13 protein-coding genes are annotated in these 14762 nt (G+C 72.0%); 3 read left to right on the top strand and 10 right to left on the bottom strand.

Going from position 1 to position 14762, the window contains the following annotated elements; translation table 11 throughout:
* Positions 1-88 precede the first annotated feature (88 nt).
* On the top strand, positions 89-289 hold the full coding sequence (locus KZJ41_RS20400) for a hypothetical protein (RefSeq protein ID WP_251549477.1): 201 nt from the start codon (positions 89-91) through the stop codon (positions 287-289).
* Here KZJ41_RS20400 and KZJ41_RS20405 read toward each other — a convergent pair.
* Genes KZJ41_RS20405 through hemL form a run of 7 tightly spaced genes read right to left on the bottom strand, consistent with a single transcriptional unit; the run spans position 271 to position 7596 of the window.
* Positions 271-1353 carry a MinD/ParA family protein gene (locus KZJ41_RS20405; protein WP_373566442.1) on the bottom strand — a complete coding sequence of 361 codons (1083 nt, stop codon included), beginning with the start codon at positions 1351-1353 and terminating at the stop codon, positions 271-273. The genes KZJ41_RS20400 and KZJ41_RS20405 overlap by 19 nt on opposite strands.
* A gap of 53 nt (positions 1354-1406) precedes the next feature.
* The gene (ccsB, locus tag KZJ41_RS20410; protein ID WP_102800507.1) at positions 1407-2390 is read right to left on the bottom strand and encodes a c-type cytochrome biogenesis protein CcsB; all 984 of its coding nucleotides are present in this window, start codon (positions 2388-2390) and stop codon (positions 1407-1409) included.
* Positions 2387-4069 carry a cytochrome c biogenesis protein ResB gene (locus KZJ41_RS20415; protein ID WP_006935921.1) on the bottom strand — a complete coding sequence of 561 codons (1683 nt, stop codon included), beginning with the start codon at positions 4067-4069 and terminating at the stop codon, positions 2387-2389. The genes ccsB and KZJ41_RS20415 overlap by 4 nt, the downstream gene beginning before the upstream one ends.
* Positions 4066-4926 (bottom strand): cytochrome c biogenesis CcdA family protein, encoded by an 861-nt coding sequence (locus tag KZJ41_RS20420; protein WP_006935923.1) that lies wholly within the window; start codon positions 4924-4926, stop codon positions 4066-4068. The genes KZJ41_RS20415 and KZJ41_RS20420 overlap by 4 nt, the downstream gene beginning before the upstream one ends.
* Positions 4927-4961: 35 nt before the next feature.
* Positions 4962-5576, bottom strand: coding sequence for a TlpA disulfide reductase family protein (locus KZJ41_RS20425; protein ID WP_043803231.1), 615 nt, complete (start codon positions 5574-5576; stop codon positions 4962-4964).
* Entirely contained in the window at positions 5573-6223 is a 651-nt protein-coding gene (locus KZJ41_RS20430; protein ID WP_043803234.1) for a histidine phosphatase family protein, read from the bottom strand. The genes KZJ41_RS20425 and KZJ41_RS20430 overlap by 4 nt, the downstream gene beginning before the upstream one ends.
* 50 nt (positions 6224-6273) lie before the next feature.
* Complete coding sequence (hemL, locus tag KZJ41_RS20435; protein ID WP_231772623.1) at positions 6274-7596, bottom strand: glutamate-1-semialdehyde 2,1-aminomutase; 1323 nt, start codon at positions 7594-7596, stop codon at positions 6274-6276.
* 81 nt (positions 7597-7677) lie between these two features.
* Between hemL and KZJ41_RS20440 the strand changes: the two genes are divergently transcribed.
* The gene (locus tag KZJ41_RS20440; RefSeq protein WP_006935933.1) at positions 7678-9246 is read left to right on the top strand and encodes an ATP-binding protein; all 1569 of its coding nucleotides are present in this window, start codon (positions 7678-7680) and stop codon (positions 9244-9246) included.
* A gap of 10 nt (positions 9247-9256) precedes the next feature.
* Positions 9257-11194 carry an acyl-CoA dehydrogenase gene (locus KZJ41_RS20445; RefSeq protein ID WP_050035617.1) on the top strand — a complete coding sequence of 646 codons (1938 nt, stop codon included), beginning with the start codon at positions 9257-9259 and terminating at the stop codon, positions 11192-11194.
* Positions 11195-11216: 22 nt separating this feature from the next.
* On the opposite strand, the gene KZJ41_RS20450 is transcribed toward KZJ41_RS20445, so the two are convergent.
* The 3 genes from KZJ41_RS20450 to KZJ41_RS20460 all read right to left on the bottom strand — a co-directional run bounded on the left by KZJ41_RS20450 (position 11217) and on the right by KZJ41_RS20460 (position 14734).
* Positions 11217-12062, bottom strand: coding sequence for a cyclase family protein (locus KZJ41_RS20450; protein ID WP_006935936.1), 846 nt, complete (start codon positions 12060-12062; stop codon positions 11217-11219).
* A gap of 12 nt (positions 12063-12074) precedes the next feature.
* The gene (locus tag KZJ41_RS20455; protein WP_029545131.1) at positions 12075-13220 is read right to left on the bottom strand and encodes a sorbosone dehydrogenase family protein; all 1146 of its coding nucleotides are present in this window, start codon (positions 13218-13220) and stop codon (positions 12075-12077) included.
* A 71-nt stretch (positions 13221-13291) separates the two neighbouring features.
* Positions 13292-14734: an MFS transporter gene (locus KZJ41_RS20460; protein ID WP_065922300.1), complete on the bottom strand. Its 1443-nt coding sequence runs from the start codon at positions 14732-14734 to the stop codon at positions 13292-13294.
* Positions 14735-14762 lie beyond the last annotated feature (28 nt).

Raw genomic sequence — 14762 nt, forward strand, 5'->3', positions numbered from 1 at the left:
GCACTCCCGCCACTACGAATAGACTGAAGGAGCAGGCCCGGCCGGCTGCGGAAACGCCGGCGGACTGCTCGCGGCGAGGAGGTGCGTGGTGCTCTACCTGTTGGCCATAGTCGGTGCCCTCACGATTGCGGTGCTGCTGTGGAAGGCGTTCGGTCCCGACCTTCGCTCCCGGCCGAGCCGCGTGATCGGACCCGACGACGACCCGGACTTCCTGTGGAAGGTCGACCGGGAGTTCCGGCGCAGGTCCGCCGACGGCAACCCCGGACCCGATCAGGACCCCGGAGACTGATCTCCGGCCGAGTGACCTGTCCCGTCGCTGCGCTCGCCCCGGTGACCTGTCCCGTCGCTGCGCTCGCCCCGGTGGCCTGTCCCGTCGCTGCGCTCGCCCCGGTGACCGCGACGGGGGAAGTCCGCGGCGACCCCCGCCGCGAGTTCCAGCAGGGCTCGCCGGGTGCGTGGCTGCAGCCGGGCCAGGTCCACCTCCGCACCCTCCTCGAGGTGCGGATCGAACGGAAGCACGTGGACGGCGCGGCAGCGCCGCGCGAAGTGCTCGACCAGCCGCTCCACGTCCACCTTGCCGGACCGGGGCCGCACGGCGTTGACCACCGCCACCGAGCGGGCCACCAGGTCCCGGTAACCGTGGGCGTCGAGCCAGTCCAGCGTCGCCGAGGCGCTCCGCGCGCCGTCCACCGATCCGGAGCTGACGACCACCAGCGTGTCCGCGTTCTCGAGAATCGCGCGCATCGCCGAGTGCATCAGTCCCGTGCCGCAGTCGGTGAGCACGATGTTGTGGAACCGTTCGAGGAGTGCCAGTGCCCGCTCGTAGTCCCGCGCGCTGAACGCCTCCGAGACGGCCGGGTCGCTGTCCGAGGCCAGCACCTCGAGGCGATGCCGGTTCTGTGAGGTGTGGGCCCGGACGTCGCCGTAACGGTGGATGTGCGCCTCGTCGCGCAGCAGCGTGCGCACCGTGCCGGACGCTCGGTCGGCGACCTTCTGGCTCAGTGTCCCCCGGTCGGGGTTGGCGTCCACCGCAACCACCCGGTCGCCCCGCAACGACGCGAACGTCGACCCGAGCGTGACCGTAGTGGTGGTCTTGCCGACCCCACCCTTCAGGCTCAGCAGCGCGATCCGGTAGCAGCCGTGCAGCGGTCCGCGCACCTGCTCGACCAGTTCGCGGCGCTGCCGGCCCCGCCGGCTGTCGCCGGGATCGATGCGCCCGCCGGTGCCGCGGTACACGGCCCGGCGCCACCCCCGCGCGGGCGCCGGCTGCACCCGGCTCACGAGAAGCGATGCGTCCAGATCCCGCGCCGACGGCTGCGCCGTCCCCGTCCGCTCGCCGTCCTCCGGCACCACGTCGTCCCCCGTCCCCGGTCCCCCACGGCCCGGCCGACGCGGACGATAACAGATCAGGTCAGGCCGGCGTACGAGTGCAGACCGGAGACGACCATGTTGATGATGAAGAGGTTGAACAGCATGGCGACGAAGCCGGCGACGTTGATCCCGGCCGCGCGCGTGTTGCGCCAGCCCGACGTCGCGCGGGCGTGCAGGTACGCCGCGTACATCACCCAGGTGATGAACGAGACGGTCTCCTTGGGATCCCAGCCCCAGAACCGGCCCCAGGCGGCCTCGGCCCAGATCGCGCCGAGGATGATGCCGGCACCGAACAGCGGGAACCCGATGATGGTGGTGCGGTACGCGAGACGGTCCAGGGTCTGCGCGTCCGGCAGGCGCTCGGCGATCCGGCCGAACACGCCGCGACCCTCCTCGCCCTTCGGGAACCGGATGCGCAGCAGGAACAGCAGGCTGGCGACGCCGGAGACCAGGAAGATGCCGCTGCCGACGCTGATGATGGTCACATGGATGGGCAGCCAGAACGACTGCAGGGCGGGCACGACGGGCGCGGCGTCGGCGTACAGCACGGTCGCCGCGAGGAACATCAGGATCAGCACCGGCACGAGAAGGTAGACCCACATGATCCGGTAGGCCGGCCGGCGCAGCACCACCAGGCCGAACAGCACCGCCGCGGCGCACGCCATCGACACGAACTCGTACATGTTGCCGAGCGGGAAGCGCTCGGTGGACAGCCCGCGCAGCACGATCGACGTGACCTGCAGGGCGGCCACCACGACGACGAGCGCGCGCCCCATGTTGCCGAGACGCTCGGACAGCGTCCGGCCCCGCGGCTCCTCCACCCGGCCCGGACCGTCCGGCGCCGAGGGCGGCTCGCCGGCCGCGCCGACGGCGACGAGCGTGCGCTCACGCTCGGCGACGAGATCGGCCCGGTGCGAGGCGTACTCGGCGATCAGCAACACCAGCGCGAGCACCAGCACCGCGAACGCCGATTCGAATGCCCAGTCGCTGTACTGCGCGAGGGTCTCGTTGAGGGTCATGCCTTCTTCTCCTGTGCTGCCTTCGCACGTGCGGTCGTGTCGTCGCCGAGCAATCGGCCGGTCAGACGCTCGAACTCGTCACCCCATCCGGCCTGGTCGGTCCGGGCGAGACCACCGAGTTCTACTACGGTACGTCGTTCCCCGTCGGCCACTGTACCGGCCGGGTAGGCCCGCACCCAGATCCGGCGGCGCTTGATCAGCAACGACACCAGTAGCCCCACCATCATCGTGATCGCCGAAACCAGCACCCAGGTCTGCGCCGGGTCGTGCGAGACCTGCAGGTTCACGAAATCGGTCGCGCCGTCGAAGCGGATCTGTGTCCCGTCGGGGAGCGTCACGCTCTCCCCCGCGAACAGGTTCACCCGGTCCTGCTTGACCAGCCGGCCCTGGTTGATCAGCTCACCGTTGAGGGAGAACAGCGACTGCGGGGTGCCGGTGTCGAGACCCGTGTCGCCCTTGTAGATGTCGATCGCGACGGCGGGATCGGTCAGCGCCGGGTAACCGGAGGACAACAGGTTGCCGTGGAACACCGCGGTGGGCGCGAACAGGCCCTCTATCGCGATCTGGTTGCGCCGCCGCTCGTCGGGATCCGGGTACATCCCGCCCGGCGGGTCGAACCGCATCGCGCCGCTGCTGAGGAAGGTGGTCGCGTCGTCGGGCCGCCACTGCAGCGTCTCGGTGCGGGTCTCGCCGTCGGGCCACGTCACCGTGAAGGACGGCGCGAAGCCGTGGCCCTGCAGGTAGACGCGGTCGCTACCGACCCGCAGCGGGTGGTTGACCCGCAGCTGCGCGTCGCGCCAGGTGTTCGTCGCCAGGTCGGCCCCCGCCTGGTAGTCGATGTTCGAGGTGAACATCTCGGCCTGCCCGTTGTCGAGATAGTCCGCGGAGAAGTCCTTCACGCGGATGCACATCGGAGTCAGGCCCGTGCCGTCGAGGGTGTTGCCCGCGCGGAACGAGTCGAACGCCGCCGGCGAGCTCGTGCAGAACTCCTCACCGTTGGCGACCAGGATGCGCTGGCCCTCGTAGCCGAACAGCTTGCCCACCGCGACCGCGGCGAGCAGACCCACCAGCGCGAGGTGGAACAGCAGGTTGCCGGCCTCGCGCAGGTACCCCTTCTCCGCGGAGAGCGTGAGCTCGCCGTCGCGCGCGCCGCGCCCCGCGGTCGTCTCCACGCCGCGCTCGGCGATGCGCCAGCCCCGCAGCTGACCGCGCACCCGGGCGAGCACCTCCTCGGGCGAGGCGTCGACCGTGGTCTCGAGGTGGTGCGGCAGCCGCGACAGGTTGCGCGGCGCCGGCACGGGCCGGGTGCGCAGCGCCCGGTAGTACTCCGTGCAGCGCGGCAGGATGCAGCCGATCAGGGAGACGAACAGCAGCACGTAGATCGCGGTGAACCAGAAGCTGCCGAACACGTCGAACAACTCGAGCCGGTCCAGGAGCGGCCCGAGGGTCGGGCGCGCGGCGATGTACTCGTCGACCTTGCCGGAATTGAGGCTGCGCTGCGGCAGCAGCGCGCCGGGGATCGCGGCCAGCGCGAGCAGGAACAGCAGCACCAGCGCGGTGCGCATCGACGTCAGGCCGCGCCAGGTGTTGCGGACGAACGCCGCGGTGCGACCGGCCGGGCCCTGCCGCGGCGGCGGGGTCGGCGACGGTGGGGCGGTGGGGGTGTCGGTGGCCGTCATATTGGCATCGTGACCTCGGAAATAAAGGCGTCCCGGATCCAGGAGACGAACACGTCCCAGGCGCCGGTGACGAGGGCGATTCCGACGGCCACGAGCATGAAGCCGCCGACGAGTTGGACGGTGCGGGCGTGGGCACGCAGCCAGCCCACCCCGCGCAGGGCCCGCGCCGAGCCCAGCGCGAGAACGACGAAGGGCAGCCCGAGGCCGAGGCAGTACGCCACGATCAACGCGACGCCCCGCGCGGCGGTGGTGCCCTCGGTCCCCGCGGCCAGGGAGATCACCCCGGCGAGCGTGGGACCGAGGCACGGCGTCCACCCGAGGGCGAAGACGCCGCCGAGCAGCGGCGCGCCTGCCAGTCCGGAGATGCGCCGGGGTTCGGGGCGGGTGTCGCGCTGCAACGCCGGGATCAGCCCGACGAACACCAGGCCCATCACGATGGTGACCACCCCGCCGATCCGCATCAGCACCTCGCGGTTGACGGAGAGCACGGAGATCGCGCCGAACACCGACGCGGTGGCGAGGACGAACACGACCGTGAATCCGGCGACGAACAGCGCGGCGGCCCCGGCGACGCGCAGGCGCCCGTCGTCGCGGACGGTGGTGGTGCGCCCGCGCGCCTCGGCGGCGGTCACCGCGGGGGCCTCGGCACCCACGACACCGGCCAGATAGGACAGGTAACCGGGCACGAGCGGCACCACGCAGGGCGATGCGAAGGACACGAGTCCGGCCAGCAGGCACGCCCCGAGGGCCAGCAGCAGCGGGCCGGACGAGGCGACCGACTGGAAGGTGTCCCCGATGCCCGCGGCGAGGACGGCCTCGCTCACCAGCGGATCACTGCTCACCACTGCACCACCCATGCCACTGCACCACCCATGTCACTGCACCACCCATGTCACTGCTCGGACGGACTTTCCGCGGCCACGCGCTCGACGACCGGCTGCAGATCGCTCGCGAGCAGTTCGGTCAGGAACACGGCGGCGACGCGGTGGTCACGGTCGAGGACGACCGTGGTCGGTACGACCGAGGTCGGGTAGTTCGCCCCCAGGGCGAGCAGCGAGCGCATCGACGGGTCGTAGATCGACGGGTAGCCCACCCGGTTGTCGACGACGAAATCCTGGGCCTTGTCGCGCTGGTTGTCGCGGACGTTGATGCCGAGGAACTGCACGCCCTGATCCTTGGTGGCCTCGTAGACCTGCTCGAGGTCGTCGGCCTCGCTGCGGCACGGGGCGCACCACTGGCCCCACACGTTGAGCACCACCACCTGGCCGGCGTAGTCGTCGAGCGAGAGGGTCTGCCCCTCGTTCATCAGGTCCTCACCCGACAGTGCACCGAGGGTGCCGCGGTCCGTGGGCGGGTCGTAGAAGATCCGGGTCTGGCCCCCGGGCGAGACGAAGTCGAAGGTGCCGCCGGTGGCGACGGCGTCGTCACCGGTGGCGCACGACGTGAGAGTGAGGCCGCAGGCCAGCGCCGCCGCCAGCGCCGCCCGTCGCGTGGCCCGGCGCCTCATGCGCCGTGGACGGTCGGGTCCGAAGCCCCGGCCGGTTCGGAGTAGACGATGTCGACGAGGGTGTCGCCCTGGTACACCAGCGAGGTCATCGATGCGAGGCTGCACTGACGGTGCTGCGGGTTGTGCCACAGCCGCTCGCCCTCGAGGAAGCGGCGCAGCGTCCACACCGGCAGCTGGTGGCTGACGCACACCGCCTCCCGGCCGACCGCGGCGATGCGGGCGGCGTTGACGGCGGCGAGCATGCGGTGCGCGATCTGCAGGTAGGGCTCTCCCCACGACGGGGTGAAGGGGTCGCGCAGCTTCCACCAGTGCCGCGGCCGGCTCAACGCCCCGTCGCCGACGGCGACCCGCAGGCCCTCGAACTGGTTGCCCGCCTCGATGAGGTTGTCGTCCGTCGCCACCGGCAGGCCGTGCTTGTCCGCGATCGGCTGGGCGGTCTGCTGGGCCCGCTCGAGCGGAGAGGCGACGATGTGCGCGACGTCGTGGTCGGCGAGCGCCGAGGCCACCGACCGGGCCTGTGCCTCCCCGGTCACGGACAGCCGGAAGCCGGGCAGACGGCCGTAGAGGATGCCGCTGGGGTTGTGCACCTCGCCGTGCCGGAGCACGTGCACGATGGTGCGGGACTCGGACGGGGCAGGTTCGGTCACGTGGGAATTCCTCGGGTGTGCGTCGGGTGTGGTGGCGTGGGAGGGCCCGCTCAGGCCGTGGCGGCCGCCGCGGCCTTCGCTGCGTGCGGCAGCGCGTCGGCGATGCGGGAGAACGCGTCGTCGTCGAGCACGGAGGAGACGAACCACGTCTCGAACGCGCTGGGCGGGGCGTAGACGCCGTGGTCGAGCAGGGCGTGGAAGAACGCCGGGAACCGCCACGTCTGCGCGGCCTTGGCCTGCGCGTAGTCGGTCACCGGATCCTCGGTGAAGAAGACGCTGAGCATCGTGCCGGCGAACTGGACCCGGTGCGCGACGCCCTCGGCCGTGAGTGCCTCGCCGATCATCCGTCCGAGGGTGGTGGCGTTCCGGTCGAGCGCGGCGTAGGCGGCGCTGTCGGCGGCGCGCAGGCTGGCCAGCCCGGCGGCGACGGCGACCGGATTACCCGACAGGGTGCCGGCCTGGTAGACGGGCCCCGCCGGCGCGAGGTGGGCCATGACGTCGGCGCGGCCGCCGAACGCGGCCGCGGGCAGGCCGCCGCTCATCACCTTGCCGAACGTCATGAGGTCGCCGGCGACACCGTCGATGCCGTACCAGCCGGCCGGTCCCGCCCGGAACCCGGTCATCACCTCGTCCATGATCAGCAGCGCGCCGTGCTCGCGGGTCAGCTCGCGCAGGCCGGCGTTGAAGCCCGGCAGCGGCGGGACGGTGCCCATGTTGCCGGCGGCGGCCTCGGTGATCACCGCGGCGATCTTCCCCGGGTTGGCGACGAACGCCGCGCGCACCGCCTCGAGGTCGTTGTACGGCACGACTATGGTGTCCTCGGCCTGCGCACCGGTCACACCCGGCGACGTCGGCAGCCCGAAGGTGGCGACGCCGGAGCCGGCGTCGGCGAGCAGGGCGTCGACGTGACCGTGATAACAGCCCGCAAACTTGACGATCTTGGTTCGGCCGGTGAATCCGCGTGCCAGCCGCACCGCGCTCATCGTCGCCTCGGTGCCCGAGTTGACGAGCCGGACCTGCTCGACGGGCTCGATGCGCCCCACGATCTCCTCGGCGAGTTCCACCTCACCGGCCGTCGGCGCGCCGAACGACAGGCCCGTCGTGGCGGCGCTGCACACCGCGTCGACGACCGCCGGGTGCGCGTGGCCGAGGATCATCGGCCCCCACGAACACACCAGGTCGACATAGGAATTGCCGTCCACGTCGGTCAGCGTGTAGCCCGAGGCGGACGCGACGAAGCGCGGGGTACCGCCGACCGATCCGAATGCGCGGACCGGAGAGTTCACACCCCCGGGAATCACCTTCGACGCCCGGTCGAACAGTGCGGTGGAAACGGAGTCGCGGGCGCGAGATGCATCGGGGGTCGCAGTCACGACCTCCAGTGTCCCAGTTTCGCGGGATTTGCCAAAAGGCGTGGACCCTGCAACGGCGGTCGTTCCGGTAGGAATGTGACCATGGTCTCGTTCGACGACGTCCGGATCGCCCTCGCGGACCGCTTCCGGGTGGTCACCGCCGCGTTGTCCGCCGACGGCCGTGAGGTACTTCTCACCGGACCGGTGGACGTCGGTGTCGACGTCGGCGGGTTCGCGGTCGTCGAACTCGACGACGGGCGCCGCCTCGCCGTGCAGGTCCGCAGCGTGCGCATCGTCGAACGCGAGGGCGCCGACGTCGACGTCACCGTCGACGAACCGGGTCTGCCGGTGCGGTCGGTGCGGGGCCGGGCGATGGTGCGGACGCTGGCGGGTTCCGCGACCGTCCTGGGGGTGTTCGGCGACGGCCGGTTCGTCGCCACGCCGGAGACGGAGCCGTTTCCCGAGCGGCATGTGCGTCCGGCCACCGAGGCCGAGACCGCGACGATCGCCGCCGCGCTCGCCGGCACCCTCGACGTGGGCACCATGCTGCACGCCCCGGCGGTGCCGGCGCGGCTGCACCCGGCGGGCTTCGCCCGGCACACCTTCATGTGCGGCCAGTCCGGCTCCGGCAAGACGTACACGACCGGCGCGGTCCTCGAACGGCTGCTCGTCGCGACGACCCTGCCGATCGTGGTGCTCGACCCCAACTCCGACCACGTGCAGCTCGGCCGGCTGCGGGATCCGGGGGACGACTCCCCCGCCGCGCGCCGGCATCGCGAGGCCGCGACCGGAGTGCGGGTGGTACGGGCCCGCGGCGCCGACTCCGACCACCTGCTGTGCCTGGATCTCAGCGACCTTCCCCTCGTCGCGCAGGCGCTGCTGCTGCGCCTGGACCCGGTGCACGACCTCGACGAGTACTCGGCGTTGCGCCGCGTCACCGCCTCCCTCGCCGTCCCCTACTCGGTCGCGGACGTGCGGTCCGCGGCGGCGGCCGACCCCGCGACCGCGCGTCTCGCGACCCGCATCGACAACCTGGGGATCGCGGCGTGGGAGCTGTGGCGCCGGGGGGACGAACGCTCGGCCGCCGAACTCGACATGACGGCGGGCCGGTGCTTCGTGATCGATCTCGGCAGCCTGAACTCCCCCGGCGAGCGGGCCGCGGTGGCGCTCGGCCTGCTGGGCCGGCTGTGGATGCTGCGGCGGCGCCGCCTGCCGATGCTCCTGGTGGTGGACGAGGCGCACAACATCCTGCCGTCGGCCACGGCGGACCCGTTGTCGTCGAGCACCGCGGATCTGGGGGTGCTCATCGCCGGCGAGGGCCGCAAGTTCGGGCTGCACCTGTTCGTCGCCACGCAGCGCCCCGGGAAGGTGCATCCGAACGTCGTGTCCCAGTGCGACAACCTGTTGCTGATGCGCATGAACGGCAGCACCGACATCGAGGAGCTCGCACACCTGTTCTCGCACGTCCCGCCGGCGATGCTGCACCGCGCCACGACGTTCGGGCTGGGCCAGGCCCTCTTCGCGGGACCGATCGCTCCGACCCCCCTGCTGGCCCGCGTCGGGACACGGGTCAGTCCGGAAGGCGGCGCGGACGTCCCGACGGACTGGGCGCATCCTGCAGCCGATACCGGCGTTCTCACATACCCACACGAGGGGCCCGAATCGTCCTAGTGTCGAGTCCATGACGACCACAGCTGAGCACATCCGCATCACCCTGGACGGCGCGTGGCGGCAGGCGCGCGAGCGGGCCCGCGCGGATCTGGACCGGCCCGAGTTCGCCCCGCACTACACGCCGGACCTGGACGTGGCCCGGGCGATCACGCTGAAGCAGATGCGGATGCTCGCCGAATCCGGCTATGCCCGGGCGGGCTTCTCCAAGGCGGTGGGCGGGGGCGGCGACGCCGGTGGTGCGGTGGCGTCGATCGAGATGCTCGCCATGTCGGACCTGTCGCTGATGGTCAAGGCCGGGGTGCAGTGGGGCCTGTTCGGCGGCGCGATCGAGAATCTCGGCACGACCCGTCACCACGAGCGCTACCTCGGCCCGCTCATCGACCTCGATCTGCTCGGCTGCTTCGCGATGACCGAGACCGGTCACGGCTCCGACGTCCAGTCGCTCGAGACGACGGCGTCGTACGACCCGGGCACCGAGGAGTTCGTGATCCACTCCCCCACCCCGTCCTCACGCAAGGACTACATCGGCGGCGCGGCGCAGCACGCGACGGTCGCCGCGGTGTTCGCGCAACTGATCACCGGGGGCAAGTCCCAGGGCGTGCACTGCTTCGTCGTGCCGATCCGCGACGAGAACGGCGACGACCTGCCCGGCGTCACCACCTCCGACTGCGGCCACAAGGGCGGCCTGCCGGGCGTGGACAACGGGCGGATCATGTTCGACCACGTGCGGATCCCGCGGGAGAACCTGCTCAACCGGTACGCCGACGTCGAGCCCGACGGGACCTACGTCTCGGCGATCGAGAACCCGAACCGCCGCTTCTTCACCATGGTGGGCACGCTCGTGCGGGGCCGGGTCACCGTCGGCGGCTCGGCGGGTGCCGCGGCCCGCGTCGCGCTGTCGATCGCGACGCGGTACGCGTTGCAGCGCCGCCAATTCAGCGCCCCGGGCGACGAGAACGAGGTGCTGCTGATGGACTACCTGGTGCATCAGCGCCGCCTGCTGCCGCTCATCGCGAGGTCGTACGCGCTGACCTTCGCGCAGAACGAGCTGGTCTCGACCATGGACCGGATCCAGACCACGCCCGTCGACGACGTCGACCCCCAGGAGCAGCGTGAGCTCGAGAGCCGCGCCGCCGGACTGAAGGTCGCCAACACCGCCCACGCGACGCGCGCCATCCAGGAGTGCCGCGAGGCCTGCGGCGGCGCCGGATACATGGCCGAGAACCGGCTGACGGCGTTGAAGGCGGACACCGACGTGTTCACCACCTTCGAGGGCGACAACCACGTGCTGACCCAGCTCGTCGCCAAGGAACTGCTCACCGCCTACGCGGACGAGGTCCGCGGGATGAGCCCGGTGGAGTGGATGAAGTTCGCCGCCGTCACGGTGTCGGACATCGTCAAGAAGCGCACCGCCGCGCAGCAGATCCTCCAGACCCTCGTCGACACCCGGAAGGACAACGAGGAGGACGGCAGCCTCTTCGACCGGGGCACGCAGATGGCGATGTTCGAGTCCCGGGAGCAGTACCTGCTCTCGACGGCGGCGCGGCGGCTGCAGGCCGCGTCGAAGCGCGAGGAGAACATGTTCGACGCATTCAACTTCGTGCAGGACCACGTGCTGCACGCCGCGCAGGCCCACATCGACCGGGTCGTGCTCGAGGCGTTCGTCGCGGGCATCGACTCGTGTCCCGACGAGGCGGGCCGCGAGCTGCTGTCGGACCTGTGCGACCTGTACGCGCTGAGTGTCATCGACGAGGACAAGGCCTGGTACATGGAGCACCGGCAGCTGTCGGTGGAGCGGGCGAAGGCCGTGTCACGCGGCATCAACGAACGCTGCCGGACCCTGCGCCCGCACGTGACGACGCTCGTCGAGGGTCTCGGCGTGCCGGAGCACCTGCTGGGGTCGGCGATGCTCGACGGTCCGGGCACGGACGCCGGTCGCCTCGGCTGACCCGCCGGGCCGGGTGCGCGGATCAGACCAGTGCCAGCACCCGGCACGGTCCGCCGGTGCCGCCGACGTGCTTGGGCGCGCCGACGACGACGGTCGCGCCGCGCGGCGGCACGGCCGCGAGGTTCGCCATCGCCTCGATGCCGTAGCGGCCCGCGCCGAGCAGCTCCACGTGGGCGCCGAAGTCGCTGCTGCTCGCCCGGTCGAGGCTGAGGGTGTCGACGCCGAGCCCCACGACGTTCCGTTCGTGCACGAGCATCCGCACGGCGTCGCGGTCGAATCCCGGCGCGTGCGGGATGCGCAGCGCGTCGGCGTTGACGAAGCGGGCGGGGTCGGCGAGGCGGGCCTCCCAGCCCGAGTGCATCGCGACGAACGCGCCCGGCGGGATCGGGCCGTGCTGCTGTTCCCAGGCCGCCACGTCGGCGACGGTGACCACGGAGTCGTCGTCCTGCGCGGCCTTGCCGGCGATGTCGACGACGGCGAGCGGGGCCACGAAGTCGCGCACCGGCAGCGCCTCGACGGTGGCGCCGCCGCGCACGATGTGGGCCGGGGCATCGAGATGGGTGCCGGTGTGCTCCCACAGCGACATCTCGTTGACGGCGAACCGCCCGGTGTCGAGCGTTGCGACGGGACGCATCGTGAACTGCTCGTTGCCGGGCCAGACCGGGAACTGCGGGGTCAGCGTGTGGGTCAGGTCGATCACCGCGTCGGCCCGCACGGGGGTGGTGTTCCCGCCGGCCCGTGCGGCGGGCGTCGCGGCGAGGCCCGCGGCGGTCACGCCCACTGCGGCGAGGAAGGACCGGCGGCCGAATCGGCTTCGGCTGTCCTGGATCTCGCGATACACCCGGTCGAGCACCGTCGGTGAGCACATCGTCTCGCCCTCTCAGTCGGCGGCAGGTTCCACCAGCAGGACGCGGTCGCCGCTTCCGTTGTCCGTCGTGACGAGCAGTGCCCCGTCGGGCCGCGCGGTCACCGACCGCAGCCGGCCGAATCGGCCCTCGAGCGCGGTCGCGGTCTCGTCCACCGCGCGGCCGTCGGCGGTGAGTTCGAGGAACAGCAGCTTCTCCTGCTGTTGGCTCGTGATCACCAGTGCGCCGTCCCACCCGTTCCAGCCGGCACCGGCGACGAACGTGCCGCCGGGAGTCGCGAGGGTGGGGGCGCCGGAACTCCACACGGCCCCGATCGCCCCCGGAACGCGGGCCGGGTCGGTCATGGGCACCGACTCGTCGTAGACGAACGGGAAGCGGTCGGGCCGGTAGCCGTAGTTGCCACCCGGCAGCAGCAGATTCACCTCGTCGTCGCGGCCGGTGCCCTGCTCGACCGCATAGAGTTCGCCGGTGCCGGGACGCTGCGCCAGTCCCTGCACGTTGCGGTGGCCGAGAGTGAACACCGGGCTGTTCGGATCGGGGGTGCCCGCCGCGGGAGTGCCGTCGGGATCGATGTGGAGCACCTTGCCGCCCAGGCTGTTCCGGTCCTGAGGAACCTGGGGGTCGGCGGTGTCGCCCGTGCCGACGTACAGCGATCCGTCGGGGTGGGCGAGCAGCCGGCAGCCGCCGTGACGGCCGCCCTGCCCGGCCGGAATGCCGGCGAGCACGGTGGCACCACGGGTCAATTCCGTCCATCCGGCATCGACCGTCCACGACTGCACGCGGATGTCGGTGCCGTCCGGGCCGCGATGACCCTGGCAGCTGTAGAGGGTCCGGCTCGTCCCGAAATCGGGCGCCAGCGCCAGTCCCATCAGACCGGTCTCGCCCTCGGCGTACAGGTCGGACAGGTCGGCGCGCACGTCGCGGACGTCACCGTCCGGGCCACGGGCCACGAAGCGGCCCCTGCGTTCTCCGGTGAGGATCGTCCCGTCCGGCGCGGCGACGACGTCCCAGGGCTTGCTCAGCCCCTCCATCAGTGGCGTCACGGTCAGCGCCGGCAGCGCGCCCGCCTCGGGTGGCGCCGCGTGGGCGCTCGGCGCCCCTGCCGCGAGCACGCCCGCTGCGATCGCCGCCGCGCACCTCCCCGGGATTCGCACGCGCATCTCCTCCTCGCCGGATCCCGGCGATGTTACGGAAGGCGATGCGCCGGACGGCGACGACACGCGCGGCGGCGTCAGATTCGTTCGGGTTCCGCTGCGGAGGAGTCCGCCGGGACCGACCGGAGCCGGTGCGCGCGGGCCGGAACCGCGCGGCGCGCGGCGAGCACGCCGAGCACCGCCACGGCCGCGAACCCGAACAGCAGGAGCCGCGCCGAGCGCACGTCGGACGGTTGTCCCGCGTTGACGAGGACCCCGGCCAGTGCTGCGCCGAACGCGTTCGCGATCAACTGGACGGTGTTGATCGCGGCGGACGCCCTGCCGCTTTCGCGCGGGTCGGCGACGGCGTTCATCGCGCCGACCGCGAGGTGCGGCCACGCGATGCCGATGCCCGCGCCCGCGACGACCAGTCCCGTGACCCACGCCGCGACCGCAGCCGGTCCGGCCTCGTCACGCACGACGGTCGCCATGAGCGCGAGACCGAGGCCGACGAGCACCGGAGCGCTCACCACGATGCGGTGCACGGTCCGTGGCGCGGACGCCGAGGCGCTCGGGATCTCGCCGAGCGTCCACCCCACCGCGAGCGCGGCGCCGAGGAAGCCGGCGGCCAGCGGCGCGAGGCCGGCGAGGCGCTGCCCGAACAACGGGACGAACGTCTCGGCGGTCGAGGCGACCGCCAGCACTGCGATCGTCAGGTACACCCAGCGCAGCCGGGCGGTGGTGAACGTCGCCGCGGGCAGGATGCCGTGCGGGCTGCGGCGGTCGACGGCGACGAACGCGACCACGGCAGCGGACGCGACCGCGATGAGGGCGATCGTGGGCGCACTGCCGGTCACGACGGCGGCCACGCTGACCGTCAGGGCCGCGGCGGTGAGCAGGGCGAGCGAACCGAGCGGAATCCTGCCGGCATCCCGCGATCCGCGGGCGTGCGCCGGCAGGGTGAAGGGCACCGCGGCGGCGACCGCGAGCGTGCAGACCACTAGCGCGCCGAACGCCCATCGCCAGGCGTGGAACTGGGCGAACACGCCGCCGACGGCGGGTCCCGCAAAGGTCCCCACGCCCCACATCGCCGATACGAGCGCCGCGCCGCGGCTCCAGAGGCGTTCGGGCAGTGCACTGTTCAGAACGGCGTAGCCGAGCCCGGCGAGCAGGCCGCCGCCGAGTCCCTGGACCGCCCGGCCCGCCAGCAGCGTCTCCATGGACGGGGCGAGCGCACACACGAGGGTGCCGGCCGCGAAGGTCCCGAGCGCCACGAGGTAGGCGCCCCGGGGTCCGCGGGCGGCGAGGAGGCGGGCCACGGCCGTCGAGGAGATCACCGACGCGATGAGGAACACCGTCGCCGTCCACGCGTAGTAGGCGTGGCCGCCGATCTCCTCGACCGCGGTCGGCAGCAGGCTCGTGGTGAGGTACACGTTGGTGGCGTAGAGGGCAACTCCGCCGGCGAGAACCGATGCTGTACCGAGGTATTCGCGCCCGAGAAGTTCCGGCCAGGAGCCGGCGCGAGTCGTGGATCCGTGCATGCCGGTGACTGTAGAGTCTCGAGTGCAC

Source organism: Rhodococcus sp. 11-3 (assembly GCF_023704055.1).
GTDB classification, from domain to species: Bacteria; Actinomycetota; Actinomycetes; order Mycobacteriales; family Mycobacteriaceae; genus Rhodococcus; species Rhodococcus aetherivorans.

What these genes read in the sequence shown, in the direction of transcription:
- ccsB (WP_102800507.1), bottom strand. Translation starts at nt 2,390, where the DNA reads ATGACCCTCAACGAGACCCTCGCGCAGTACAGCGACTGGGCATTCGAA.
- KZJ41_RS20415 (WP_006935921.1), bottom strand. Translation starts at nt 4,069, where the DNA reads ATGACGGCCACCGACACCCCCACCGCCCCACCGTCGCCGACCCCGCCG.
- KZJ41_RS20420 (WP_006935923.1), bottom strand. Translation starts at nt 4,926, where the DNA reads ATGGGTGGTGCAGTGGTGAGCAGTGATCCGCTGGTGAGCGAGGCCGTC.
- KZJ41_RS20425 (WP_043803231.1), bottom strand. Translation starts at nt 5,576, where the DNA reads ATGAGGCGCCGGGCCACGCGACGGGCGGCGCTGGCGGCGGCGCTGGCC.
- KZJ41_RS20440 (WP_006935933.1), top strand. Translation starts at nt 7,678, where the DNA reads ATGGTCTCGTTCGACGACGTCCGGATCGCCCTCGCGGACCGCTTCCGG.
- KZJ41_RS20445 (WP_050035617.1), top strand. Translation starts at nt 9,257, where the DNA reads ATGACGACCACAGCTGAGCACATCCGCATCACCCTGGACGGCGCGTGG.
- KZJ41_RS20450 (WP_006935936.1), bottom strand. Translation starts at nt 12,062, where the DNA reads ATGTGCTCACCGACGGTGCTCGACCGGGTGTATCGCGAGATCCAGGAC.
- KZJ41_RS20455 (WP_029545131.1), bottom strand. Translation starts at nt 13,220, where the DNA reads ATGCGCGTGCGAATCCCGGGGAGGTGCGCGGCGGCGATCGCAGCGGGC.
- KZJ41_RS20460 (WP_065922300.1), bottom strand. Translation starts at nt 14,734, where the DNA reads ATGCACGGATCCACGACTCGCGCCGGCTCCTGGCCGGAACTTCTCGGG.